General features: G+C 60.2%; 17 protein-coding genes, 1 other RNA gene and 3 pseudogenes. 10 read left to right on the top strand and 11 right to left on the bottom strand.

The window, feature by feature from the left end; genetic code table 11:
- Genes WBR25_RS09070 through WBR25_RS09060 form a run of 3 tightly spaced genes read right to left on the bottom strand, consistent with a single transcriptional unit; the run spans position 1 to position 2,888 of the window.
- Positions 1-2,106 carry an SLBB domain-containing protein gene (locus WBR25_RS09070; RefSeq protein ID WP_479749704.1) on the bottom strand — a complete coding sequence of 702 codons (2,106 nt, stop codon included), beginning with the start codon at positions 2,104-2,106 and terminating at the stop codon, positions 1-3.
- An 18-nt stretch (positions 2,107-2,124) separates the two neighbouring features.
- Positions 2,125-2,541 (bottom strand): hypothetical protein, encoded by a 417-nt coding sequence (locus tag WBR25_RS09065; protein WP_139442702.1) that lies wholly within the window; start codon positions 2,539-2,541, stop codon positions 2,125-2,127.
- Positions 2,538-2,888, bottom strand: a complete 351-nt coding sequence (locus WBR25_RS09060) for an STAS domain-containing protein (protein ID WP_005333409.1) — start codon at positions 2,886-2,888, stop codon at positions 2,538-2,540. Before WBR25_RS09060 ends, WBR25_RS09065 begins: the two co-directional genes overlap by 4 nt.
- Before the next feature lie 338 nt (positions 2,889-3,226).
- Here WBR25_RS09060 and WBR25_RS09055 point away from each other — a divergent pair, with 338 nt between their 5' ends.
- Positions 3,227-3,718, top strand: a complete 492-nt coding sequence (locus WBR25_RS09055; protein ID WP_479749703.1) for a putative pterin-binding protein — start codon at positions 3,227-3,229, stop codon at positions 3,716-3,718.
- An 8-nt stretch (positions 3,719-3,726) separates the two neighbouring features.
- Positions 3,727-5,553, top strand: a complete 1,827-nt coding sequence (locus WBR25_RS09050; protein ID WP_479749702.1) for an ATP-binding protein — start codon at positions 3,727-3,729, stop codon at positions 5,551-5,553.
- Between the two features lie 317 nt (positions 5,554-5,870).
- On the opposite strand, the gene ffs is transcribed toward WBR25_RS09050, so the two are convergent.
- The 8 genes and pseudogenes from ffs to WBR25_RS09010 form a co-directional block, all read right to left on the bottom strand.
- Positions 5,871-5,967, bottom strand: an RNA gene (gene ffs, locus WBR25_RS09045) — signal recognition particle sRNA small type.
- 102 nt (positions 5,968-6,069) lie between these two features.
- Positions 6,070-6,858, bottom strand: a complete 789-nt coding sequence (locus tag WBR25_RS09040; RefSeq protein WP_005336920.1) for a sulfite exporter TauE/SafE family protein — start codon at positions 6,856-6,858, stop codon at positions 6,070-6,072.
- Positions 6,859-6,964: 106 nt separating this feature from the next.
- Positions 6,965-8,401 (bottom strand): arginine-ornithine antiporter, encoded by a 1,437-nt coding sequence (gene arcD, locus WBR25_RS09035; RefSeq protein ID WP_005336921.1) that lies wholly within the window; start codon positions 8,399-8,401, stop codon positions 6,965-6,967.
- Positions 8,402-8,759: 358 nt separating this feature from the next.
- Positions 8,760-9,536 (bottom strand): annotated as a pseudogene (locus WBR25_RS09030) (SDR family NAD(P)-dependent oxidoreductase).
- 52 nt (positions 9,537-9,588) lie between these two features.
- Positions 9,589-10,509, bottom strand: coding sequence for a 3-hydroxyisobutyrate dehydrogenase (gene mmsB, locus WBR25_RS09025; protein ID WP_335854245.1), 921 nt, complete (start codon positions 10,507-10,509; stop codon positions 9,589-9,591).
- 51 nt (positions 10,510-10,560) lie between these two features.
- Entirely contained in the window at positions 10,561-11,673 is a 1,113-nt protein-coding gene (locus tag WBR25_RS09020; RefSeq protein ID WP_479749701.1) for an enoyl-CoA hydratase/isomerase family protein, read from the bottom strand.
- A gap of 18 nt (positions 11,674-11,691) precedes the next feature.
- The gene (locus WBR25_RS09015) at positions 11,692-12,474 is read right to left on the bottom strand and encodes an enoyl-CoA hydratase (protein ID WP_206877700.1); all 783 of its coding nucleotides are present in this window, start codon (positions 12,472-12,474) and stop codon (positions 11,692-11,694) included.
- A 134-nt stretch (positions 12,475-12,608) separates the two neighbouring features.
- Positions 12,609-13,766: an acyl-CoA dehydrogenase family protein gene (locus WBR25_RS09010; protein WP_479749700.1), complete on the bottom strand. Its 1,158-nt coding sequence runs from the start codon at positions 13,764-13,766 to the stop codon at positions 12,609-12,611.
- A gap of 304 nt (positions 13,767-14,070) precedes the next feature.
- Between WBR25_RS09010 and WBR25_RS09005 the strand changes: the two are divergent.
- From WBR25_RS09005 to WBR25_RS08970, 8 genes and pseudogenes are all read left to right on the top strand, one after another.
- Positions 14,071-15,211 (top strand): annotated as a pseudogene (locus WBR25_RS09005) (isovaleryl-CoA dehydrogenase).
- The gene (locus tag WBR25_RS09000) at positions 15,208-16,809 is read left to right on the top strand and encodes a carboxyl transferase domain-containing protein (RefSeq protein WP_042083449.1); all 1,602 of its coding nucleotides are present in this window, start codon (positions 15,208-15,210) and stop codon (positions 16,807-16,809) included. Before WBR25_RS09005 ends, WBR25_RS09000 begins: the two are co-directional and overlap by 4 nt.
- Before the next feature lie 11 nt (positions 16,810-16,820).
- Positions 16,821-17,675 (top strand): enoyl-CoA hydratase-related protein, encoded by an 855-nt coding sequence (locus WBR25_RS08995; protein ID WP_479749699.1) that lies wholly within the window; start codon positions 16,821-16,823, stop codon positions 17,673-17,675.
- Complete coding sequence (locus tag WBR25_RS08990; protein ID WP_479749698.1) at positions 17,672-19,642, top strand: acetyl/propionyl/methylcrotonyl-CoA carboxylase subunit alpha; 1,971 nt, start codon at positions 17,672-17,674, stop codon at positions 19,640-19,642. Before WBR25_RS08995 ends, WBR25_RS08990 begins: the two co-directional genes overlap by 4 nt.
- Positions 19,639-20,607: a hydroxymethylglutaryl-CoA lyase gene (locus WBR25_RS08985; protein ID WP_279487028.1), complete on the top strand. Its 969-nt coding sequence runs from the start codon at positions 19,639-19,641 to the stop codon at positions 20,605-20,607. Before WBR25_RS08990 ends, WBR25_RS08985 begins: the two co-directional genes overlap by 4 nt.
- Before the next feature lie 2 nt (positions 20,608-20,609).
- Entirely contained in the window at positions 20,610-21,020 is a 411-nt protein-coding gene (locus tag WBR25_RS08980; protein WP_279487027.1) for a MerR family transcriptional regulator, read from the top strand.
- Between the two features lie 36 nt (positions 21,021-21,056).
- Complete coding sequence (locus tag WBR25_RS08975) at positions 21,057-21,818, top strand: substrate-binding periplasmic protein (RefSeq protein WP_274160958.1); 762 nt, start codon at positions 21,057-21,059, stop codon at positions 21,816-21,818.
- Positions 21,819-21,870: 52 nt separating this feature from the next.
- Positions 21,871-24,872, top strand: a pseudogene (locus WBR25_RS08970) (DUF748 domain-containing protein).
- The last annotated feature ends 185 nt before the right edge of the window (positions 24,873-25,057 follow it).

The raw sequence follows: 25,057 nt of genomic DNA, 5'->3' as shown, positions 1-25,057 counted from the left end.
TCAAAGCGTCCCGACCAAGGCCACCACCGAAATCGTGGTCAAAATGTCGCGCATACCATCCATGAAGATGGCCCAGTTGCTGCTTTTGCTATCAGGGATAAAGACGGTGTCCCCTGCGCGCAGCACCGGTAACTGGCTAAAGTCGGGCTCTTTGGCAAAGCCGTCGAGATCGAAGCTGCGGGCCTGATCCCCCTGACCACTGGTGGCCATGTTGATCACCACAATCTTCTTGATATAGGCGCTGCTGGTCGGGCCCCCCGCCTCTGCCAGCAGATCCAGCAGGGTCATGGAGGAGTCAAAACGGTAGCGACCGGGGCGGGCTATCGCTCCCAACACCCGAATGGTGTTCTCCTTCGGCTCATCGAGCCAGGGGCGATTCTTCTCCGGCAGGTAGATGGAGTCGCCGGGCAGCACCTTGGGCAGCAAGGTTTCATCGCCGGTTTCAAAGTAGAGGGCAAGGTCGAGCTTGCTGACCCGCGCGGTGCTGCCACTACGATGGGCGATGCGCACATTGCGCAGATCCGCCGCCGCAGTCGGACCATCGGCGGCCGACAGGATGTCGATAAAGCCCATCTGATCATTGAAGGCATAGCGACCGGGGGCCCCGACCTGACCGAAGATATAGATGGAACTGTCCGGTGACTGACGCACCCACTGGGATTTGTTGTCACTGGGATCGGTGGGCAGCTCGGGGATCATGATGGTGAATCCGGCCCGGATCTTTGGCAGGCTGGCGAGCGCCCCCCCCTGATGGAGAAACTTGTCGAGATCAAACAGGGTCGGCGTGGCCTGCCCCCCTTCGGCGGTCAGGATCTGCACCTTGGCGATATCGGCCCGCTCGTTGGGGCCACCGGCATGGGCGATCAGATCCAGCAGCGACATCTCGTCAGACCATTCATAGCGGCCCGGGATCCGCACCGCTCCCATCACCATCACAGCCCGCCCGGGTGCCACCTTCAACCAGGACTTCTCGTTGATATCGGTTTTTTCCGGCACAAAGATGGCGTCACCGGGTTTGACTTGGGGCAGCGCCTTTTGCATCCCTTCGGTATAGGCCTGCAAGTCGATGGGTTCGATCGTGCCATCGGTGCGCAGCAAACGGATCTGGCGACTCTCGGCATAGCGGGTCGGGCCGCCGGCATTGGCCAGAATATCGAGGAAGGAGTCCCCTTCCCGCCCCTCATAGGCGCCGGGTTTAAACACCTCGCCCATGATGTAGATGGTGCGCGCTCCCCGTTTTATCTGCTCTTCATCCTTGGGCACGAAGATGGTGGCGCCCGGCGCCAGATTGGGCAGCAGCTTGTTGTTGCCGGAGTCGAGATAGGCTTTGAGATCGAACAGTTCGGGGGCATCACCATTGATCACCCGGATCCGCTCCACCCCGGCAAAACGGGTCACCCCACCGGCTCGCATCAGCAGATCCACGATGGAGTTGCCACTCTTGAAACTGAAGGCGCCGGGGCTGTTGACCTCGCCAAACACCTTGATCGCCTTGCCGGTATCGCCATCCCCGCCTGCCGCCAGGGTTGCCGCATCAAAATCAATCTGCACGTTGCCGATCAAAGGGGATGCTGGCACGAACACCACATCAAGGGATTGCAATGGCGGCAACACGCTGGCATCGCCGGTATCGAGATAACGCTTGTAGTCGAAGCTAGAGACCGTGCTGCCACGCCGCACCTGCATATTGTTGAGCTGGGCACCAGGCACCAGACCGCCAGCGGCATCGAGGGCCATCTGCACGTTGCCATCGGGCGCCAGATCATAACTGCCGGGTTTTTTAACATAGCCCATCACGCTGATCAGCAGCCGCTTTTCCAGCAAGGTGACGGTCAATTGAGAGAGGTTGTTGTAAACAGGTTTGAGGGCGGTGCGGATCAGCTCATCCGCCTGTTGCAGGGTCTTCCCCCCCACCACGACGTTGCCAACTTCAGGCAGTGCAATCTCCCCCTGCTTGTTGATCTGGAAAGGCTGATCAAAAGCAGGCTCACCGGGTTGCACGATGGCCAACCGATCACCGGGAGCCAACAAGGTGGAGGCCAGTAACGGGCAGGTGAACAACAGCAAGAGAACACAGATCAATCCTTCGAGAGCGCCCCGTTTCATAGACATCCTTTTCGTCTGTTACGTCTGCCCCCATTGGCGTAAGGGGAGCCCTGACCAATCAGCACGACAGCCATCCGCTGTTGTCTGTTGCAGCCGCAAACGTACTTGTTGTAGTGATTGTGCCAACACGGTCTGACGCCAGGCTACATCCGACCAGAGCCGTCCGTGCATATCCCGTTCGATATCAATACGTTGAGATTGTAGTCGTTTCAACTCGGCAGGCATACACCCCTGCAGACTCGCTTGCTTTAATTCCGTCAGCTGCAAGTCGAGTTCCTTCTGACGCTCATCATAACGAGACCAGACCCGCCGTTCATCCTCATTGACCGGAATACGGGTGGGTCTTGCCTCGGCCATGCCGCCATACCCCTCCGGCGGCCACTGCGCGCAACCCGACAGCAGAATGGACGATAGCAGGATACCAACCCGTTTCATGATGCAGCGGCCATCATGCCACGGGAACGCATATAGGCCTTGATGCTCTCATGGCAGGGGATCACCCGGTCGATATGCAGCATCTCCAGCAGGTCATGGGGTTGACCGGGTCCGCAGACAAGGGCCATCTGATGCCCGTTCATAATCAATCTTTTATAGAGAAATACCAAGGCTCCGATCCCCGACGAGTCGATAAAATGAACATCGCTGATATCGGCTAGGATATCTCCCGGGTGGGTCGAGAGGGTTTCAAACAACGGGCGGAGCTCACTGACGGCCATCGCGTCAAACTCGTTTTCCAGTACCACTACCTGGATATCATTAAGGGTGTAAGTCATGCTTTCCATCGCTAGCTCCTTGTCGATTCTCAGACTATTTGCTGTCACGGCATTCAGCACGTTGCAAATGTTATGCCGGGCAGTGCCACGGCACTTGTTCTCCAAATGATACTCTTTGCTCCTTATTCATCGACACCCACTCCTCGTTTTGATTGCCAAATTGCAATTAACCTCCCCCGCACGTTGCAAACTGCAATTCACCTTCGCCGAGATCGCCCGATAACAGGCTAAATGGCTGATAATTCGCGCCCATTAGACTGGGCCCGATTATTGCTTGCCTTTGGACACACATCGCAAGCCACCGTTGGCTCGGCCCCCATGCCGCCATTTTCCAGGAAGGAGAGATCATGAAAGCAGGCCTTTACATCGCACCACTGTTGGCAGCCCTTTGCGGCACCGCATACGCAGCTCCCTACCCTGACAGCGCCGTGTTGAAGGTTGAAGGCGCCATCAGCAGCCCCACTCATCAGGCTCTGGCCCTGTGGGACAGCGCCATGCTGGATCAACTGCCGGTACACGAAATCAAAACCCATACCCCATGGTATGACGAAGCCAAGACCTTTCGCGGCCCGCTGCTGCAAGATGTATTGGCCAAGGTCGGGGCAACCGGCAAACAGCTCACCATTACCGCGCTCAATGACTACTCGGTACAGGTGCCGACAAGCGATGCCGAGCAGTATCGGGTCATCCTCGCCCGCACGATCAATGGCAAGCCACTGTCGGTGCGCGACAAAGGGCCGCTGTTCCTTGTCTATCCGTTTGATCAATATCCCGAACTGCAAAACAAGCTCTATTACGGTCGGGCTATCTGGCAGATCAGTGCGATAAAAGTGGAGTAGATCCCATCATGCGTTCCATGGCGGCCAGTCAACGTTTCTTGTTTGTGGTGCTTTGTGTGCTGCTCCTTGCCTTTGCCGGTATTGGTACCATCCAGTACCGGCAATTTCAGGATCTGCAGCGCAGTACCAGCCAGGGCGAAGACAACGTGATGTGGAACTATTTCCAGCTCTATAACGAAGCGCTGCGTTTTCAAAGCTCGCTGCTCCATGAGTCGCAACCGACCTTCCAGCTCAGATACGATATTCTGGTCAGCCGCATGGATCTGGTGTTGGAGAGCAAGGATCGCAGCCTGCTTCAGCAAACAGAGATCTACCAGCAGGCAAGCAAAGCCATTCGATCCTACATCTCTCTGGCGGATATCTGGCTCGGCCCGGAAGCCACCAAGCCGCTGGACAATCTTGCCCATCAGGAGCTGCGCCAACAGCTTACCTCCCTGCTCCCCCTGCTCCATCAGCTGACTCTGGAGGTGAACCAGCAGGCGACCCTGTTTGATGTGGCGCGTCGCGACAGCGTGAGGGAGCAGATCATCACGACGACACTCATCGCAACCCTGCAATTTGCGCTGCTCTTTGTGCTCGCCCTGCTGATCTGGCGGCAAATGAATATCTCGTTTCTGCAGCACAAACTGATGCAGCAGCTCAATGACAAACTGCTGCGGGCAAATCAGGCGGCAGAGGCAGGCACAAGAGCCAAAAGCAGCTTTTTGGCCAACATGAGCCATGAAATTCGCACCCCCATGAATGGCATTCTCGGCATGCTCTCACTGCTGGCCGACCGGGATATGGATCCGAGGGAGCGAGACTATCTGGAGACGGCGCGGGAATCGGCAAACCATCTGCTCGGTCTGCTCAACGACATTCTGGATGTATCCAAGCTGGAAGAGGGCAAGATCGAGCTGCAACTGGCCCCCCATCACTTGCCCCAGCTGCTGGAGGATATCCGGGCCCTGATGCAGAGCAACTGCGATGCAAAAGGGATCAAGCTGACCCTGGCTGTTGCCCCCGATACGCCGGAGTGGTTGATGATCGACCCGCTGAGGGTGCGCCAGATCCTCTTCAATCTGGTGAGCAATGCCATCAAGTTCACCCATCAGGGAGAGGTCAATATTCGCGTTGATAGCACCCTGTTGGAGCAGGATCGCCACTCGATACGCATCTCGATCCAGGACACCGGGATCGGCATGAGCAAAAGTCAGTTAAAGAACCTGTTTCAACGTTTCGCCCAGGCGGATGTCTCGATCACCCGCCAATATGGTGGATCGGGCCTGGGACTTGAAATATCCCGTAACCTCGCACGCCTGATGGGTGGCGATATCTCGGTAGAGAGCAGCGAGGGACATGGCAGTACTTTTACCTACATCTGGCCCGCCAGAGCCACGACCCCCTCGATTGTTTGCCTGCCGTCCAAGCCGCTGGATCAGGAGAGCTATCGCATCTTGCTGGTTGATGACAATGCCACCAACCGCAAGGTGATCGGCGCCATGCTCGACTCCGTGGGCCATCAGGTCACATTGGCCGTTCAGGGAGAAGAAGCGCTGGAGAAACTGGGTCGCACCGAATTTGATCTGGTGTTGATGGATGTCCAGATGCCAGTGATGGATGGCCTGGTGGCCACCACCCGGATCCGCACCTCCCAGATGCCTTGGGCAGATATCCCCATCATCGCCCTGACGGCTGATGCGATGCCGGAATCCAAGCAATACTATCTCTCCCATGGCATGAATGGATATATCACCAAGCCCATCAATAAAGAGACGCTACTGAGCGAGATAAACAGACATATTTCCCATGGGCGGCTCAAATACAACGCAGCCATGCGTGTCACCAAACAATAAAACCTTGGATTCCGGGCTACTGATTGCTCATGTAGGGCAACATTGACCTCTGCAGGCAACTGAATGGGCTTGGGTCTGGAACCCACGCAGGCAAGCCGCTTCGCAACAGCTGCACGGGCAGTCAGCTTGTCTCGGGTATGCAGGGATTTATTGATCTCTTTACGACGACCACAGGGGAGCGTGGTGACTTTCCGGTAATACCAGATGCCGTGGGGACTGAGCCAGAGATTCATCGATGAGCACCTCGTCGTCCACACAAAGTGGATGACCAAGGGCTTTAGGAAGCTAACTTATTGAATTGCAGAAACAAGTGGTGGCCCTACCAGCCACATCCCGGCACTCGAGTCCCCCGCCTTGGCTGCTACCTTCCGGTCCTGACCAGGTCGACGGGTTATCAATGCGAGAGGACCAATAGGACCACCGGCGAGGAGAATAGGCAAACTGGGCGTTCAATGCAACGGCTTTCTACCCTCCAACAGATCGTTTGCCTTATTTTTCAACAATCTGCCGAATGAATCAGCTAAACAGCATAAATTTCGCCCCCACCAGCAGCATCAGCAGGGCAAAGGCCTGCTTGAGGCGTGTGGGTGACAGGCGGTGTGCCAGCTTGGCGCCAATGCGTGCGAACTGGGTACTGGTCAGCACAATGCCCAGCAGGGCGGGCAGATAGATGTAGCCCACACTCCACTCGGGCAGATCGGCATGACCCCAACCCGCATAGAGGTAGCTGAGGCTCCCCGCCAGCGCGATGGGCATGCTGCAGGCTGCAGAGGCCGCTACCGCATTGCGCATTGGCACCGAGTTCCAGCTCAGATAAGGGACCGTGAGCGAGCCACCGCCAATACCAAACAGGGCTGACATCCAGCCAATGATGGTACCGGCAATGCCTGTGCCGAGCGGCCCCGGCATATGGCGCTCCGCTTTGGGTTTAAGGTTAAGCCCCATCTGTAGCGCCATGCTCCAGGCGAAACAACCGATGATGATATTGAGGGTGCTGGTGCTGAGCAGATTGGCGGTCATGCCGCCAAGCCAGCCCCCGATCAGCATGCCGGCGCCGAGTCGGCGGATCATCACCCAGTCGACGGCGCCCGCCTCCCGGTGGGCCCGCAGCGAACTGAATCCGGTAAAGATCATGGTGGGCAACGAGGTGCCGAGGGCCAGATGGGTAATGATTTCAGGGTCGATGCCCTGGGCGCGAAAGGTCATGACCAGCACGGGGACAATGATAAGACCGCCGCCGATCCCGAACAGTCCTGCCAGCATACCGGCAAAGGCGCCCAGCAGGAGGTAACCCATAAACAGCATAAAAATTCCTGTGTTAAACAAAAACTGGCCAACACGGCCGGGCAACAGTGGATATCTGCATGAAAAAAAAAGAGATGGCGCGAGGGCCATCTCTTCATTGTGCCGGTTAGTGCAGTGGAATGGTACCGTCCATCACCTTGTAGAAGGCCAGCACGGCACAGCCGAGCAGGGCCGCCGTCATCCCCTGCTCCAACCGGTTAAGGCCGCGCAGACCGTGATGCTGACGCGCCTTCCAGTAGATGAAGATGCCCGGGCTGTAGAGCAGCGCCACCAGCAACAGGTACTCCACACCGGCTGCGTAGACCAGCCAGCAGCCGTAAACCGTCGCCACCAGGGCCAGCAGCAGGTCACGCTTGCGCTGATGGGGTTGACCCTGATAGGTCTCCCCTTTCAATGCCAGTTTCAGACCATAAGCGCCAGAGAAGACATACGGCACCAGCGCCGCCGAGGTCGCGATGTTGACCAGCGCCAGATAGGTGCTGCTCTGGAAGTAGATGATGATCAGGAAGATCTGCACCAGACAGGTGGAGCACCAGAGGGACACCTGCGGCGAGCCGTTCTTGTTCTCCTTGGCAAACCAGCCCGGGAACACACCGGTCTTGCCCGCGATGTAGGGCACTTCAGCGGCCAGCACGGTCCAGCTGAGCAGAGCACCCATCACCGACACCACCAGACCGATGTTGATAAGCCAGGCGCCCCAGGGGCCGACTACGGCTTCGAGGATCATGGCGGTCGAAGGGTTCTTGAGCGCCGCCAGTTGCGGCTGGCTCATGACACCCAGCGAGAACAGGGTCACCATCACGTAAAGCGTCAGGGCGCCGAGCAACGCCAGCACGGTAGCTCGGCCCACATCCTTGCGATGACGGGCACGGGCAGAGACCACCACGGCCCCTTCAATCCCGATAAAGACCCAGAGGGTCACCTTCATGGTGGACTTGACCTGATCCATCACGGAGCCCAGCTCCATGTTGTTCTGGCCCCAGATATCCAGAGTGAAGGTATCCATGTTGAAGGCCAGCAGGATCGCGACACAGAAGACGATGAGCGGCACCATCTTGGCGATGGTAGTGACGATATTCACCAGTGCAGCAACTTGTACCCCACGCAGCACCAGCGCATGCACCGACCAGATCAGGATGGAGGCCAGCGTGATAGCCACCGGCGTATTGCCGTCACCGAAGATGACGTTGTCAGGTGTATCGAAGAAGTAGCTCAGGGCGCTAAACACTACGATGGCGTAGGAGACGTTGGCCAGCAGTTGGCAGAGCCAGTAACCCCAGGCGGCGTTGAAACCGATGAAATCGCCGAAACCGGCTTTGGCATAGCTGAAGATACCGCCATCGAGATCGGGGCGGCGCATGGAGAGGTTCTGATAGACCAGCGCGAGACAGATCATGCCAAGACCGGTGATGGCCCAACCCAGGGCAACCGCCCCGGCACTGGCATGCGCAGCAATGTTTTGTGGCAGACTGAAGACCCCGGCGCCGACCATGGAGCCGATCACCAGCGAAATGAGGGCGCCCAGCCCTAGTTTCTTGTCCATTTCAATCCTGTTTATTTAGGCGGCGGCAGAGCGTCCGTATTCATACTGCGCGCAATATGGGAGGGGCTGGGAATCCTGACCCCGTGAAAAAGGCGGCAACTATATTGCATGACTATTCCGACCGCAATCCCTCGTCCCGTCAATCATGCACCGCCTTGACCGCGCGCAATTTTACAGCACTGACCCATATGGCCTGTGAGCTGGCTCAAATTAACCAAGACCCATTGATATTTCTCATTTTTCTGCCAACACAACCTGACTCGCATGGTTCCTATGCATCGCCATTCAGGCACTCTCTGTATAAATAATCTGCATAAAAAAGCCCCGGTGGAAACACCGGGGCCCATTATGTAAATCCCTATAAACGCAAACCGCCATCCAGTTCTATCATCCTTCCCGACAGATAGTCGTTGGCAAAAATAAAGCTCACCGTCTCGGCCAGCTGCTGCGCCTCGCCAAGGGTGCCGACCGGAATGGCCTGCTGCATCCGCGCCATCGCCTCCGGCTTCATCGCCGCCGTCATGTCGGTGGCAAACACCCCGGGGGCAATCCCCATCACCCGAATGCCATGGCGCGCCAACTCCCGCGCCCAGGTCACCACCAGCGAGGCTACCCCCGCCTTGCTGGCGGCATAGTTGCTCTGGCCAATATTGCCGGCGCGGGCGATAGAGGAGATGTTGATGATAACGCCCCCTGCCCCCTTGCGCCATCAGCGCCGCCCCTCGCGAGCGCAGAGGAAGGTACCGGTGAGGTTGACGTCAATCACGCTCTGCCACTGGGCCAGCGTCATCTTCTCCACCAGCTCACCCTCTTTCACCTTGATCAGCATGCCATCGCGCAAAATGCCGGCGCAGTTGATAAGACCGTGCAGCACGCCAAAACGCCCTTTGATGGCGGCAAACGCGGCTTCAACCTCGGCTTCGCTCGCCACATTGCAGACAAACAGCTCGCACTGACTATCTTGATCACACTGACCATTCTGGCTGTGAACCATGGCGGCGGTCGCCTCCAGATCGGCGCGATTGATGTCGAGCAGCGCCAGCTTCGCCCCCTGTGCGCCCAGGGCCAGCGCAATGGCCCGTCCCAAGCCACGTCCGGCACCGGTAATAACGATGACCTTATCTTTGATATCCATCAATGCTCCTTGTAGCTGGTCGAGGGGAGATGCCTTGAAGAGAGTTGGCCCGTCAGGCGGGATCCTGTTTATCCAGATAGAGTTCGACGATGCTGGAGAAATCGCGGCTCCCCTGCCCCTGAGCGGCATGCAGGTTGAACAGGTTACGCGCGAGCGCCCCCATCGGCACAGCGCTGTGGCCATGCTCGGCCAGCGCCATGGCCAATCCCAAATCTTTCACCATCAAACGGGTCATAAAGCCCCCCTGATAGTTGCGGGCGGCAGGGACATTCTCCATCACCCCGGGCCAGGGGTTGTAGCGCTCCAGACTCCAGTTGTTGCCGGAGCTCTTGCCCATGATGGTGGAGAGCACGGCGGGATCCAGTCCCTCCTTCACCCCGAGGGCCAGCGCCTCGGCGGTACCCGCCATATGGATCGCAAGCAGCATGTTGTTGCACATCTTGGCGATCTGCCCGGCACCCAGCGCCCCGGCGTGAAACAGGTTCTGCCCCATGCAGGCGAGCAGAGGTTTCGCCGCCTCGAAATCCGCCGCGTCACCACCAACGATAAAGGTGAGTGTCCCGGCGGCCGCACCGGCGACACCGCCCGAGACGGGGGCATCGATAAAGCGCAAACCACGTGCGCGGGCCGCCTCCCCGACCTGACGGGCAGAGTCGACATCGATAGTGGAGCAGTCGATCACCAGTGCACCAACCGGCAGGGCTGCCAGCAGATCCTGCCCACCTCGCTCACCGGCGCTCTCGCCCAACCAAAGATCGCGCACATGCTCCCCCGCAGGTAGCATGCTGATCACCACCTCGCAGCCGGTCACCGCCTCACGGGCATCCCCCGTGGCGATGCAGCCAGCGGCGATGGCGCGCTCAATGTTTTGGGCAACCAGATCAAACACCTGCACCCTGTGCCCGGCCCTGGCCAGATTGGCCGCCATGGGCCCCCCCATGTTGCCGAGCCCGATAAACCCTATCCTTGTCATCCCGCTTGCTCCTTGCGTTGCTGATGGCGGCTTCCGCCGGTTGCCAAGATGTTATTCCTTGCAGGCCAACGGATTGCGCCCCTGAGGCCAGCGATAGAACTCATTCAGCCACTCCCCCTCCGGTGGCAACTGTTGCCAGCGGGGATCTTTATCCTTGTCGATCAGCAGTGCCCGCACCCCTTCCACAAAATCCCCCTTCAGCACGCAGTTGACCGAGAGGGTCAGCTCCTCGGCAAATACCTCGGCCAGGGAATAGCGGCGAGCCTGCCAATATTGGCGCCACAAAATGGCACGGCTGATGGGGCTGCCGGTGCGGCAGAGCTGCTGCGCCTGCTGGAGTACCGCCTCCTGTTCATCGAACTGAGCCTCGAACAACCGCGCCAATACCCTTTGCAGCGTGCGTCCCGCCAGCAAGGCATCGATCCTCTGTTGATGGGGCAGCAATACTGGCGCTGGCAACCGGGCCGCTACCTCACGGTGCAATCCCCTGAGCAGCAGATCGATCTGCTCACGAGGCTCACCACTGCCAGCCCAGTCGAGTACGGCGAGGCGTGACAACAACGCACTGCGCTCGCCACTGGCGATGGCGTGATCCGCCAGCCCCACCCCAAGGGCATCTGCGCCATTAAAGCGGGCGCCAGTCAGACCGAGCCAGAGCCCCAGCCGCCCCGGCATCCGGCTTAAAAACCAGCTCGCCCCCACGTCGGGGTAGAGGCCAATGGTCACCTCCGGCATGGCAAACAGGCTTCTTTCGGTAACAACCCGAAAATCGGCTCCGGCAAACAGGCCAATGCCGCCCCCCATGCAGATACCGTCCGCCACGCAGATCAGGGGCTTGCGGTAAGAGTGGATGTGGTGGTCGAGCCGGTACTCCTGCTCGAAAAAATCGCGGGCATACTCGAACAGTTCAGATCCGCTTGCCTCCTGTTTGCGGTAATAGAAGGAGCGGATATCGCCACCGGCACAAAATGCCTTCTCACCCATCCCCTGCAGCAGCACACAGACGATGGCGGGATCCTGCTCCCAACGGGTCAGCGTCTGTTGCAGGATCTGGATCATCGGCAGGCTCAATGCGTTGAGAGACGCAGGGCTGTCGAGGGTCAACACCCCGACCTGATGGCCATCTTCGGTGGGATAACAGCTAACCTTGACCGGCTCACTCATAAACGGCTCCGTATGGATTTATTCTGTTGGGCCATATTGCCAGCGCGGTAAGCGTTTCTCCAGGAAGGCGGCCACCCCTTCACGCTGGTTGGCATCGCTAAAGAGATCGAGAAACAGCGCTCGCTCAAGGGGCAAGGCGGCATCCCGCGGGCCACTGCGGCCCAGATTGATCAGGGTTTTGCAGGCGCGCAGGGCGCTCGGGCTCTGGCGCTCCACCAGATGGGCCATCTGGTGCGCCGCCTCCCATGCCTGACCGGTTTTCACCACCTCCTCCACCAGCCCCATCTCGTAGGCCAGCGAGGCACTCACCTTCTCACCGCAGAGGATCATCCGCTTGGCCCAGCCCGGCCCCACCAGCTCGGTCAAACGCTGGGTGCCACCGGCACAGGGAAGCAAGCCCACCGAGGCTTCCGGCAGTCCCAGCAACGCCTGCTGCTCGGCGATTCGGATATCACAGGCCAGCGCCACTTCCAGGCCACCGCCCATGGCATAACCATTGATGGCGGCGATACTGACGCCGTGAAAACGGGCCAGCGCCTCGAAGGCCTTGCCAAACGCCTCGGCTACTTCGCGGGCCAGCTCGACATTCCCCTCGACAAACATATTGAGGTCGGCACCGGCGCAGAAAAATTTGTCGCCCGCACCACGGATCACCAGCGCCACCACATCGGGACGACTGTCGAGCTCCACCATCATCTGCAAAAAGGCCTGCAGGCTGGCGAGAGTCCAGGTGTTGGCAGGGGGATGGTCGAGGGTGATATAGGCCACGTGGCCATGATATTCGAGTCTGATCCTTGTCATAACATTGTCCTTGTCGATGAAGCTGCCGCCATGATGACAGTCTTGAATGACGCCAACCTGTGGCTGGCTCACAAAGCCGAAACCGGCATGGTGCAATCGGGTGGCAGGCAACACACCCTTGATGCGACCACCGGTTAGCCCAGCGACAAGCCGGGATCGGCCAGCAGCCGACGAGCAATGATGAGTCGCATCACCTCGTTGGTGCCCTCCAGAATGCGGTGTACCCGGGTATCGCGCAGATAGCGCTCGAGCGGATACTCGCGGATATAACCATAGCCGCCAAAGAGTTGCAGAGCCTCATCACAAATTCGATAACCCACATCGGTAGCATAACGTTTGGCCATGGCACACCAGGCACTCTTGTCCGGTGCCCCGCGATCCAGCTTGTCGGCGGCCTGACGTACCAGCAGGCGGGCGGCAGCCAGCTCGGTCGCCATATCGGCCAGGCGAAACTGCACGCTCTGGAATTCGCTGATCGGGTGACCAAATTGCTGGCGCTGCTGCACATAAGCCAGCGCATCGTCCAGCGCCTGCTGGGCGGTGCCCACCGAACAGGTGGCAATATTGATGCGCCCCCCATCGAGGGCCTGCATGGCGAACTTGAACCCTTCCCCCTCCTCACCCAACCGATAGCGGGCGGGAATACGCACCCCGTTGAAAACAACCTCCCGGGTCGGCTGGCTGTTCCAGCCCATCTTCTCTTCCGGCTTGCCATAGACGATACTCGCGCTATCTGCCGGCACCATAAAGGCAGAGATCCCCTTCGCACCTTCACCACTGGTACGGGCCATCACCACCAGCACATCGCTGCTGCCTGCTCCCGAGATAAAGACCTTGGTCCCCTCGATGAGGTAGCTGTTACCCTCACGCACCGCCCGGGTCTTGAGTGCCGCCGCATCGGAACCCGCCCCCGGCTCGGTGAGGCAATAGGAGCCCAGCAATTCGCCGCTAGCCAGTTTGGGCACCCACTCCTTGGCAACCTCGGTGGGCAACCAGCTACCCAGCATCCAGCTCACCATGTTGTGGATAGTCAGATACGCCGTGGTCGAGGTACAGCCCATGGCGAGGCGTTCGAAGATGAGGCTCGCATCGAGGCGCGGCAGCCCCAATCCGCCAAACTGCTCCGGAGTATAGAGACCACAAAAACCTAGCTCGGCCGCCTGCTTGATGGTCGGGATCGGAAACTCATGCTCCTTGTCCCAGCGCGCGGCATGGGGTTTGAGCGCCTCATCGGCAAAGGCGGCGGCGGCCTCCACATACGCCTGTTGATCATCGGTCAGGGTAAAATCCATCTTGTCGTTCGCTCCCTTGTTGTCCCGCGCTTATTTTCATGAGTTAGCGCTTTATGACGCGGCGCCCACACACTGGTCATTCGGATCTGCCACTATGGCGCTGTTGTCGTGGTAGCTGATGACGCTCTCACTACCACCTATCTATCGACACACAACAGATTAACAATTGATTTACGTTTACGCTAACGTAAACTTGTGGCAGAAGTGAAGTACAAAATGGACCGACCACTACCAGCCGTAACGCCGAGTCAGCCGGTCGAGCCAACCTTCCTACCCGACTGTCATATCCGCAAGGAGAGCATGGATGCAGATGGATGAGACCCTGAATGCCCTGACCGAACAGGTTGCGGCCTTCTGCCAGAAAGTGATCGCCCCGCGCGCCAGCGAGATCGATCAGAGCAACGCCTTTCCCCGTGATCTCTGGCCCCGGATGGGTGAACTGGGGCTGCACGGCATCACGGTGGCGGAGGAGTATGACGGGGTGAACCTCGGCTATCTGGCCCACGTGCTGGTGATGGAACAGGTAAGCCGCGCCAGCGCCTCGGTCGGCCTCTCCTACGGCGCCCACTCCAATCTCTGCATCAATCAGATCCACCGCCACGGCACGGCGGAGCAAAAAGCACGCTACCTCCCCCCGCTGGTGAGCGGCGAGCATGTGGGGGCGCTGGCCATGAGCGAGCCGGGAGCCGGGTCCGATGTGGTCAGCATGCGCCTCACCGCGGAGCGCGAGGGCGATCACTTCGTGCTGAACGGCAACAAGATGTGGATCACCAACGGACCCGATGCCGACACCTTCGTCATCTATGCCAAGACAGATACCAGTGCGGGCCCCAAAGGAATTTCTGCCTTTATCGTTGAAGCCGGCACTCCCGGTTTTTCTACCGCCCAGAAGCTCGACAAGCTCGGGATGCGCGGCTCCAGCACCTGCGAGCTGGTGTTCGACAACTGCCGGGTGCCGCAGGAAAACCTGCTGGGCCCCCTGCACGGCGGGGTCAAGGTGCTGATGAGCGGGCTCGATTACGAGCGGGTGGTGCTGGCGGCGGGCCCTTGGCATCATGCAGGCCTGCATGGATGTAGTGCTGCCCTATGTGCGTGAGCGCAAGCAGTTTGGTCAAGCCATCGGCGAGTTCCAGCTGGTGCAGGGCAAGCTCGCCGACATGTATACCCGCCTCGCCAGCAGCCGGGCGCTGGTCTACTCGGTGGCGAGCGCCTGCGATCAGGGTCGCACCAGCCGTAAAGATTGCGCCGCAGCCATCCTGTTTGCCGCCGAAAACGCCACCCAGATGGCCCTCGATGCCATCCAGCTGCTCGGCGGCAACGGTTACATCAACGAATACCCCACTGGCCGCCTACTGCGGGACGCCAAACTCTACGAGATCGGAGCCGGCACCTCGGAGATCCGCCGCTGGCTCATTGGCCGCGAGCTGATGGGAGAAAATGCATGAGTCGTATCCACTCCCGCCTCGACACGGCGAGTCCGGAATATGCAGCTAATTGTGCCGCCATGCAGGGGCTGGTCAACGATCTCCATGCCCGCATTGCCGAGATCGCCCAAGGAGGCGGCGCGGCCAACAACGCCCGCCATCAGGGCCGTGGCAAGCTGCTGCCCCGCGAGCGCATCAATCAGCTGCTGGACCCGGGCTCCCCCTTTCTCGAGCTCTCGGCGCTGGCTGGCTGGCAGGTCTATGACGAGCCGGTGCCCGCCGCCGGTATCATCACCGGCATCGGCCGGGTCTCGGGCAGGCTCTGCATGCTGGTTGTGAACGATGCCACCGTGAAAGGCGGCACCTACTACCCGCTCACGGTGAAAAAACACCTGCGCGCCCAGGCCATCGCCGAGCGGCTGCGCCTCCCCTGCCTCTATCTGGTGGATTCCGGCGGCGCCTTCTTGCCGATGCAGGATGAGGTGTTCCCCGACCGGGATCACTTTGGCCGCATCTTCTACAACCAGGCCCGCATGTCGGCCCAGAACATCCCCCAGTTGGCGGTGGTGATGGGGCTCTGCACCGCAGGCGGCGCCTACGTGCCCGCCATGGCGGACGAGTCGATCATGGTCAGGGAGCAAGCCACCATCTTTCTGGCGGGTCCGCCGCTGGTCAAGGCCGCCACCGGCGAGGAGATCAGCGCCGAGGCCCTCGGCGGCGCCGAGGTACACTGCGCCCACTCCGGCGTTGCTGATCATATGGCCCGTGACGATGCCCATGCGCTGGCTATCGCCCGCACGCTGGTTACTCATCTGGGTAACGAGCCGGTAGAGAGCAGCCGCGGCTACGAGCCCCCCAGCTACCCGATCGAGGAACTCTACGGTCTGGTGGGCACCAGTCTCAAACGCCCTTACGACGCCCGCGAACTCATTGCACGACTGGTGGATGGCTCTGATTTTGACGAATTCAAGGCGCTGTTCGGCACCACACTGGTGACCGGCTTTGCCCGTATTTGCGGCATGGAGGTGGGGATCCTCGCCAACAACGGCGTGCTGCACAGCGACAGTGCCCAGAAGGGGGCCCACTTTATCCAACTCTGTAACCGGCGTGCCATCCCGCTGCTCTTTTTGCAGAACATCACCGGCTTTATGGTGGGGAGTAGCGCGGAAAAAGAGGGTATAGCCAAGCACGGCGCCAAGCTGGTCACCGCCGTGGCCTGCAGCCGGGTGCCCAAGATCACCCTGATCGTCGGCGGCAGCTTTGGTGCCGGCAACTACGGCATGTGTGGCCGCGCTTATGAACCCGATTTTCTCTTTAGCTGGCCCAACAGCCGTATCTCTGTCATGGGGGGCGAGCAAGCTGCCGGGGTGCTGGTGCAGGTGCGTCGGGACAAGCTGGCTACCGAGGGCAAAGACTTGAGCGAACAGGAAGCGGCCGCCATCCGCGCGCCCGTGATCGAACAGTATGAGCGCCAGGGTCACCCCTACTACGCCAGCGCCCGCCTCTGGGATGATGGCGTCATCGACCCGGCCCAGAGCCGCACCGTGCTGGCACTGGCGCTCGCCGCCTGTCAGGGTGCCCGCATTGAACCCGAGCAGTACGGCATCTTCCGGATGTAAGGAGCAAACCCATGTCAGACCCACTTACTTCCTCAGCACTTGGCTCTTCAACACAGGGCCCGTTTCGGCTGGAGCGGCACGGCCCATTGGCCGAACTGGTGCTGTCGCGCCCGGCCCGCCACAACGCCTTTGATGCCGACCTGATGCTGGGGCTGCTCGACTGCCTCGATGATCTGGCCCATCTCCATGGTCACTCACTTGCCGAACGCCCTCATGTCCTGCTGCTACGTGCCGAAGGCAAACACTTTTGCGCGGGCGCCGACCTCAACTGGATGCGTAATCTGGCCCACGCCGATTTCGAGCACAATCGCGAAGATGCCCGGGTACTGGCGCGGCTGATGCAGACCCTCGATGAGCTCCCCTTCCCCACGGTAGCGCTGGTGCAAGGGGCCGCCTATGGCGGGGCGCTGGGGCTCATCTGCGCTTGCGATCTGGTGCTGGCCAGCGATGATGCCCGCTTCTGCCTCTCAGAGGTGAGCCTAGGTCTGGTACCTGCGGTGATCAGCCCCTACGTGGTACGCGCCATGGGAATGCGTCAGGCGCGCCGCTACATGCTCACTGCCGAGCCGTTCGATGCCATTACCGCCTGTCGGCTCAATGTGGCGCATCAACTCTGCCAACCGGATCAACTGCTGGCGGAGGGGCGGGCGCAAGCCCTTCGTCTGTGCCGCAACGGGCCGGAAGCGATGAAAGAGACCAAACGGCTGCTGGCGGCGATAGAGGCCCATCCTGCCCGCCTGCACGAAGAGAAAACCGTCGAGACCATCGCCCGGGTTCGGGTGGGGCTCGAAGCCCAAGAGGGGATGCAGGCCTTCTTCGACAAACGTCCTCCCGCCTGGCGTCCCCGTTTCAAGGATGAGACATGACCCATCACTCTCAGATTAAGCGCCTGCTGATTGCCAATCGCGGCGAAATTGCTGTGCGCATCATCAAGACGGCGAAACGCCTCGGCATCCACACCATCGCCCTCTACTCCGATGCCGATGCCCACGCCATGCACACTCGTCTTGCCGATGAGGCCTGGCATCTGGGGCCCGCTCCGGCCAGAGAGAGCTATCTCGACACCGGCAAGGTGCTGAAGATTGCCAAAGAAGCGCGCGCCGATGCCATCCATCCCGGTTACGGCTTTCTGTCGGAAAACAGCGATTTTGCCACCGCCTGCGAACAGCGCGGCCTGCGCTTTGTCGGCCCAAGCGGCGCCGCCATTCTCGCCATGGGCGACAAATCGGGCGCCAAGGCGCTGATGCAGGCTGCCGGCGTACCTGTGCTGCCCGGCTATCACGGCACGGATCAACGACCGGACTTCTTGCGCGATCAGGCGAGCCAGATTGGCTTCCCGCTACTTATCAAGGCAGCCAGTGGCGGCGGTGGCAAGGGGATGCGTCGGGTCGATCAGCTGGCTGACTTTGACGAGTCGCTGGCGGCAGTCAAACGTGAAGCCAAGGCCGCCTTTGGCGACGATCTGGTGCTGCTGGAGCGCTATCTACCCCAAGCTCGACATGTGGAAGTACAGGTCTTTGCCGATAGCCTCGGCAACGCCATCTATCTGGGGGACAGGGACTGCTCCTTGCAGCGACGCCATCAGAAAGTGATCGAAGAGGCGCCCGCCCCCGACATCCCTTCGGCTCTGCGCCGCGCCATGGGGGATGCAGCCGTGGCCGCAGCCAAAGCCATCCACTATCAGGGGGCTGGCACCATCGAGTTCCTGCTCTGCAAGGATGAGTTCTTCTTTATGGAGATGAACACCCGGCTGCAGGTAGAGCATCCGGTCACCGAAGCAGTGACCGGGCAGGATCTGGTGACCTGGCAACTGGCCGTGGCCGAGGGCAAGCCACTGCCACTCACCCAGGAGGAAGTGGTGCTGCGTGGCCATGCGGTGGAAGCGCGCCTCTACGCCGAGGATGTGGCGGCCGGTTTTCTGCCTGCCAGCGGGCCTATCCACTGGCTCCACTGGCCAGATGGCGTGCGTATCGACACCGGCGTTACCGCTGGCGATGAGGTGAGCCCCTATTACGATCCCATGATCGCCAAGCTGATCGCCCACGGCCAGAACCGCGCCGAGGCGTTCGCCAAACTGGCAGATGCGCTGGCGATACTGGATCTCGGGCCGCTGGCGCACAACGGCCCGCTGCTGCTGCGCTTGTGTGAAGAGCCCGACGTCCTGGCCATGGGCCACCATACCCAGTGGCCCATACCCACCACAGCACGGCCCATTCCTGAGCTCGCCTGGCCGCTGGCTACCCTCTGGCTGGCGAGCCGTCCTGCGGGCACCTCCCCCTGGCAGCAAGCCTGCGGATTTCGGCTGGGGCCGGTTCGCAGCTGGACGGCGGCGGTGCGCATCGGTGATGAGCACCGGGTATTGACCCTTAACGATCATGGCGGCCAGTTTGAGTGGCAAGGGGAGACCCGTTGCTACCAGAGAGGTGACGACCATATCCGGCTGCAGCAGGGTGGCTGCTGGCAACAGATCCCCATTCAGACGGTCGAAGGCCCGGAGGCAACTTTCATCATGACCCTGGGGGGCCAGCGCATCCGCTTCGCGGCCGATGATCGGCAGCACAGCCACCACCATGAGCAGGCAAACGAGAAGGCGCAGGGCGCCATCGCGCCTATGCACGGCATAGTGGTAGCCGTGCTGATCGAGCAGGGGCAAACAGTCAGCAAGGGGCAACCCCTGCTGGTGCTGGAGGCGATGAAGATGGAACACCAGTTGCGTGCAGAGCGGGACGGAGTAATTGAAGCCCTGCAGTGCAAACAAGGCGAGCAGGTAAGCCAGGGAACCGTGCTGGTGCGCTTTGCCGAAGAGACTGCTTCACAGGAGGAACACCCATGAACCGATCACAGGACGTCCGTGACGACAGGGTCAGTTTGGTGGAGATGGGGCCGCGAGATGGCCTGCAAAATGAAGCTGCGCCCCTCTCCCTGGTACAGCGGCTGGAGCTGATCCAGCGCCTTACCGACAGCGGCATGCAGCGCATCGAGGTGGGAGCCTTTGTCTCTGCCAAAAAAGTGCCGCAGATGGCGGACTCCGCTGCGCTGTTCGAGGCACTGCCGCGCAAGGGCTCAACCCGTTACGGCGCTCTGGTGCCCAATCTGCAAGGCTTGCAGGCAGCCATTGCCGCCCGCGCCGATGAGATTGGCCTCTTCACCGCCTGCTCCGACGGTTTTACCCGCGCCAATATCGGCATCAGCGTGGAGGAGTCGCTGGTGCGCTTCGCCCCGCTGGTGCAGGAGGCGCGCCGCCTCGGCATCAAGGTGCGCGGCTACCTCTCCACCGTCATCGCCTGCCCGTTCGATGGCCCGACCCGCCCGAAACGGGTCGCTGCCATGGCCGAGCAACTGCTGGATCTCGGTTGCCACGAAATTTCGCTGGGGGACACCATAGGCGTCGGCACTCCGGGCACCGTGGCCCCCATGCTGGATGCGGTGCTGCACGAGATCCCGGCAGGTCGACTCGCGGTCCATTTTCACGACACCTACGGCCAGGGGTTGGCCAACCTGCTACCCGCGCTGGAGCGCGGCATTCGCACCATCGACTGCTCGGTGGCGGGGCTTGGCGGCTGCCCCTATGCGCCGGGCGCCTCCGGCAATGTGGCGTCAGAAGAGGTAGTCTACCTGCTGCACGGCCTTGGCATGACGACCGGGGTGGATCTCGACAAACTGGCGGCCACCGGCCAGTGGGTCAGCGAGCAGCTCGCTCGCCCCAATGGCTCGCGGGTCGGTCAGGCCCTGCACGCCAATGCCGAGCGGCTGCGTGCCCGCCTCTGCCAGCCACACGCCCAGCAACAGGAGTCATGACCATGTCCCGTTTCCTGCCCGGCAAGGAGATCACCTACAGCATTTCGGAGCTGGCCCACGAGTTCGATGTCACGCCGCGCACCATCCGCTACTACGAGGATGAGGGGCTGCTCACTCCCCAGCGGGAGGGGCAAACTCGCATCTACAGCCATCGGGACAAAATCCGGCTCAAATTGACCCTGCGCGGCAAACGGCTGGGGTTTAGCCTGGCCGAGATCCGCGAGCTGTTTGATATGTACGACACCGACAAATCGAGCAAAACCCAGCTCCACTCCATGATCCAGCTGATCGAGGCAAAACGCGGCGCCCTGCGCCAGCAACTGGAGGATATCCAGATGGTGATGGCCGAGCTGGAAGCCGCCGAACAGCGCTGTGTTAATTCCCTTAACAGCTTGAAAACTGGCTCAGATTAACCGAATCTGGGAGCAAGCTATTGCCTTGGGGATCCCATGAGATATTGGTGCTGGTTTTTGCTCTTGTTCAGCCTCTCTGGCTGGAGCCATCCCATCATCAAGGTTGGTGGATACCCCTATGCCCCCTTTGTGGTCAAACTCCCCGATTCCCGCTATGAAGGACTGACCCTGGAGCTTATCGACCAGCTCAATGCCGTACAGAAAGAGGTGACCTTCGTCTTTGTCCCCACCTCGGCCGCCAACCGTTACAAGGCGCTCGATCTGGGCCGGTTCTCGCTGATGTTGTTTGAAGACACCAAGTGGGGCTGGGACACCGATAAATTCAAGATGACAGCCCCCTTCCTCGGTGGTGGCGAGGTCTATGTGGCCCTGAACAAAGCGGGGCGGGATCAGCGCTTTTTTGACGATCCTGCCAGCCATCACCTCATCGGGGTGACCGGCTATCACTACGGCGTCGGCCAGTTCAATGCCGATCCCCTCTACCTGCAGCGCAAGCTCAATATCACTCTGGTCAAAGACAACGTCAGCGCCCTGCAAGCGCTACTCAAAGGGCGCGGCGAGGTAGCCATTCTCAACGTTTCCTACCTTAACCAGTATCTGCAGGCCAATCCCGACACAGCCGACCAGTTGCTGATCTCGCAAAAATGGGATCAACAGTATCAACACCGCGCCATCCTTCACCCTGAGGCCCCCATTACCCCTGCCCAGCTGGAACAGTGGCTGGCAGCGCTGCAACAAAAGGGTGAACTGGATCGCCTTTGGACAAAGTACGGCGTACAACAGCACGCAACCCCATGATTACTATCCAGCTTTTCTGTACCATGGCGGGAACCAAATGGGAGTGCACCAAATGAACACCACCGAGCCCGCGTCCCCCAAGCTCCGCTTGCTGCGCTACCTTGCCTACGCTTTCCTGCTGCTTCTTATCCTGATGACCCTGCTGCTGTGGCAAACCCCCCGTCTGGTCCAGCGCTATCTGCCCGGCTGGCTGGCTGAGCACTATGGCCTGCAACTGACGCTGGGAGAGATTGACGTAGGGCTGCGCAACCCTTCTCTCACCCTCGGCGCGACTACCCTGCTCGATGCCAAGCAGCAGCCCATCATCGGTTTTGAGCAGCTCTTTATCACCCCAAACCTGCAAGCCAGCTGGCAGCAGAAAGGGGTCGTGCTTTCCGCCGTCACCCTGACCAACCCCGTGGTGCAACTGCAACGGCTGACAGACAAAAAAGGGGTGGTTCGACTCAATCTGACCGATGCGCTGGCGACCCTGCTCGCCCCAGCCCCCTCCCCCGAGCCCGAAACAGCCAGCGCCCCGCTGCTGGTCGATATTGCCAGCGTCAATGTCACTGACGGGCATGTGCGCTATCAGGATCAGCGCAAGGAGAGCGAACCCGGCTGGTTGCCGCCTCTCAATCTGGAGAAAATGACCCTCAAGCTCGATAACCTGCGCACCGAGGCAAATCACCCGACCGCCTATCAGCTGAACGCCGCCATCAACGGCAAAAGCAGCCTCGCTGCCCACGGCAAACTCGATGTGATGAGCGGCATGGGTCAGGGCAAAGCGAGCCTCAAACAGGTCGACCTGAAACCCTTCGCCCCGCTCTGGGCACCCTATCTCAAGCTGGATCTGGCCAAGGGCCACGCCAATGCAGAGGTGGAGTACCAGCTTAAAGAGGGCAAGCAAGGAGTGCTGTGGCAATTGTCCAAAGGCAAGCTGACCCTGGACAACTGGCAGCTTAAAAAACACAAGGGCGACGAATTTGCCCGCTTCGGCCAGCTGGCCCTGAGCGATCTGGCTGTCGATGGCCAGAAACAGTCGCTCCAGATCGGCAAGGTAACCCTGCAACAACCCCTGCTCAAGGCCACCCTCAACCCACAGCAGGAGCTGGATCTGGCTGACTTGCTGATTGAACAGGCTCCCGCCAAGCCCGTCAAAGGAGCCGACACCGCAAACGAGGTGGCCAACAATGCGGCGCCCAAGTCGGCACAACAAGCAAAGACAGCCGGTAACGGCAAGAAACACGGGGCAGACAAACCCTGGCAGTGGCAGATCAAGCAGATCCTTATCGACAAGGGCGATCTCACCCTCACCGAATCAAGCAGCGGCAAACCGCAGGCACGCCAGCTCTCCGGCCTCAAGCTGGCGCTGGGGCCACTGGGCAGCAAGGGGGAGCAACCGAGCAAACTGACTCTGGCCACCCAGTTCAACCAGAGCACCCCCCTCGCCTTTGATGGCCAACTGACCCTGACTCCTTTCACCTTAAGCGGCGACATCAACCAGCAGGGGCTACCCCTGACGCTGGCACAGCCCTATCTGGCCGATCTGGTACGCATCAAGGTGCCAAACGGGCTGCTGAGCAGCAAGACCAGACTTGATCTCGCCACCACCGCCCAGGGAGATCTGAGCAAGCTGACCCTGCAAGGGGGCTCGATATCAACGGGCTCAAAGTAGTCGATCGGGCAGACAATCAGCGGCTGCTGGAGTTCAACACCCTGGCTCTCACCGGTCTGACGTACGACGGCATCAGCCAGCAGATGCGGATCAAGGACATTGCTCTGAACAAGCCCTTCGCCCGCATCGAGATCAACGAAGATGGCACCACCAACCTGCAACAGCTGCTGTTGCCGCAACCAGCGGCAGCAAAAAGTACTGAAGCAAAGGCAGGCAGCAAGGCTCCCGACTTTCGTTTCACCATCGACCAGCTGCGCACCGAGCAGGGCAACCTGCGCTTTGCCGATCGCAGCCTGAGCCAAGATTTTGTGGCCGATATCGCCTCGCTGGGCGGCCAAAGTCGCCATATCAGCAATATTCCGGGGCAACGCTCCGATCTCGCCTTCAACGGCAAGGTGGATCGCTATGCGCCAGTGACCATTCGCGGCGGTACCAACCTGCTGGTGGCCAACCCGATCCTCGACATCGCGGTCGCTTTCCACAATCTGGAGCTCACCACCTTCACCCCCTATTCGGGCACCTATGCTGGTTATGCCATCGACAAGGGGCAGCTCTCCATGAAGCTGCACTACAAGCTGGAGGGCAATCGGCTGGAGGGGGATAACGACATCACCATCAAGAAGCTGCAACTGGGCGAGAAGATCAAGAGCGATCAGGCCAAGGATCTGCCGCTGGGGCTAGCCATCGCCCTGCTAAGCGATGCCAACGGGGTGATACAGATGAACCTCAAGGTGAAGGGGGATCTCGATCAACCGGACTTCAGCATCGGAAATATCTTCTGGGATGTGCTGGGCAACACCCTGAGCAAGGCGATCACCTCCCCCTTCTCCCTGCTCGCCTCGCTGGCCGATGGCACCGAAGATCTCGACGAGCTCCCCTTCCTGCCGGGGGATCCCGATCTCACCCCCACCCAACAGGAGAAACTGGTCAAGCTGGCGCAGGCCCTCAAGGATAGACCCAAGCTCAGCATGAACATTCGCGGCAAGGTCAACTTCAACGAGGAGCGCCCCATCCTTCAACGGCAAAAACTGGAGCGGGTACTGGCCAAGCTCACCGGCAATCAGGCGGACCTCGACCTGCTGGAACAGGACCCCGCCCTGCAAGAGGCGCTGGCCCAAGCCTATGAAGAGCGCTTTGGCGAAGATCTGGATGACCTGGCCGATCGGCTCCATCTAGATGAAGAGAGCGAGGCACTGCGGGCCCAGGCGGTGATCCTGCTGCGGGATCAGCAACTCATCACCGCCAAATCCCTTCGCAATCTCGCCATGCGCCGGGCGCAAAATACCAAGGAGTTTCTGGTCGACAGCCAGGGGATCGCCCCGGAGCGGCTGTTCGTGCTCGACAGCCAGGTCAAGGAAGAGGACAAGGAGGCCAAAGTGATCCTGACACTGGATCAGTAAGGCCGCCGCACTGCGCAAATGCGTAATAAAAATACAACCCCTCAACTATTTTGACACCTTTTGCTCACCAAACAGCCTGTCTTGGTGAGCATGTGGCCTCTGATGCAAATAATCACGTAGTTTTTTTACGATTTATCCCCCTTGCCCCCTTGCGGGCGCGCCACAGCCTGCCTAAAATCGCGCGT

Source organism: Aeromonas sp. MTB (genome assembly GCF_056632455.1).
The sequence above is the reverse complement of the archived record's forward strand: the minus strand, read 5'-3'. Positions and strand labels throughout refer to the sequence as shown.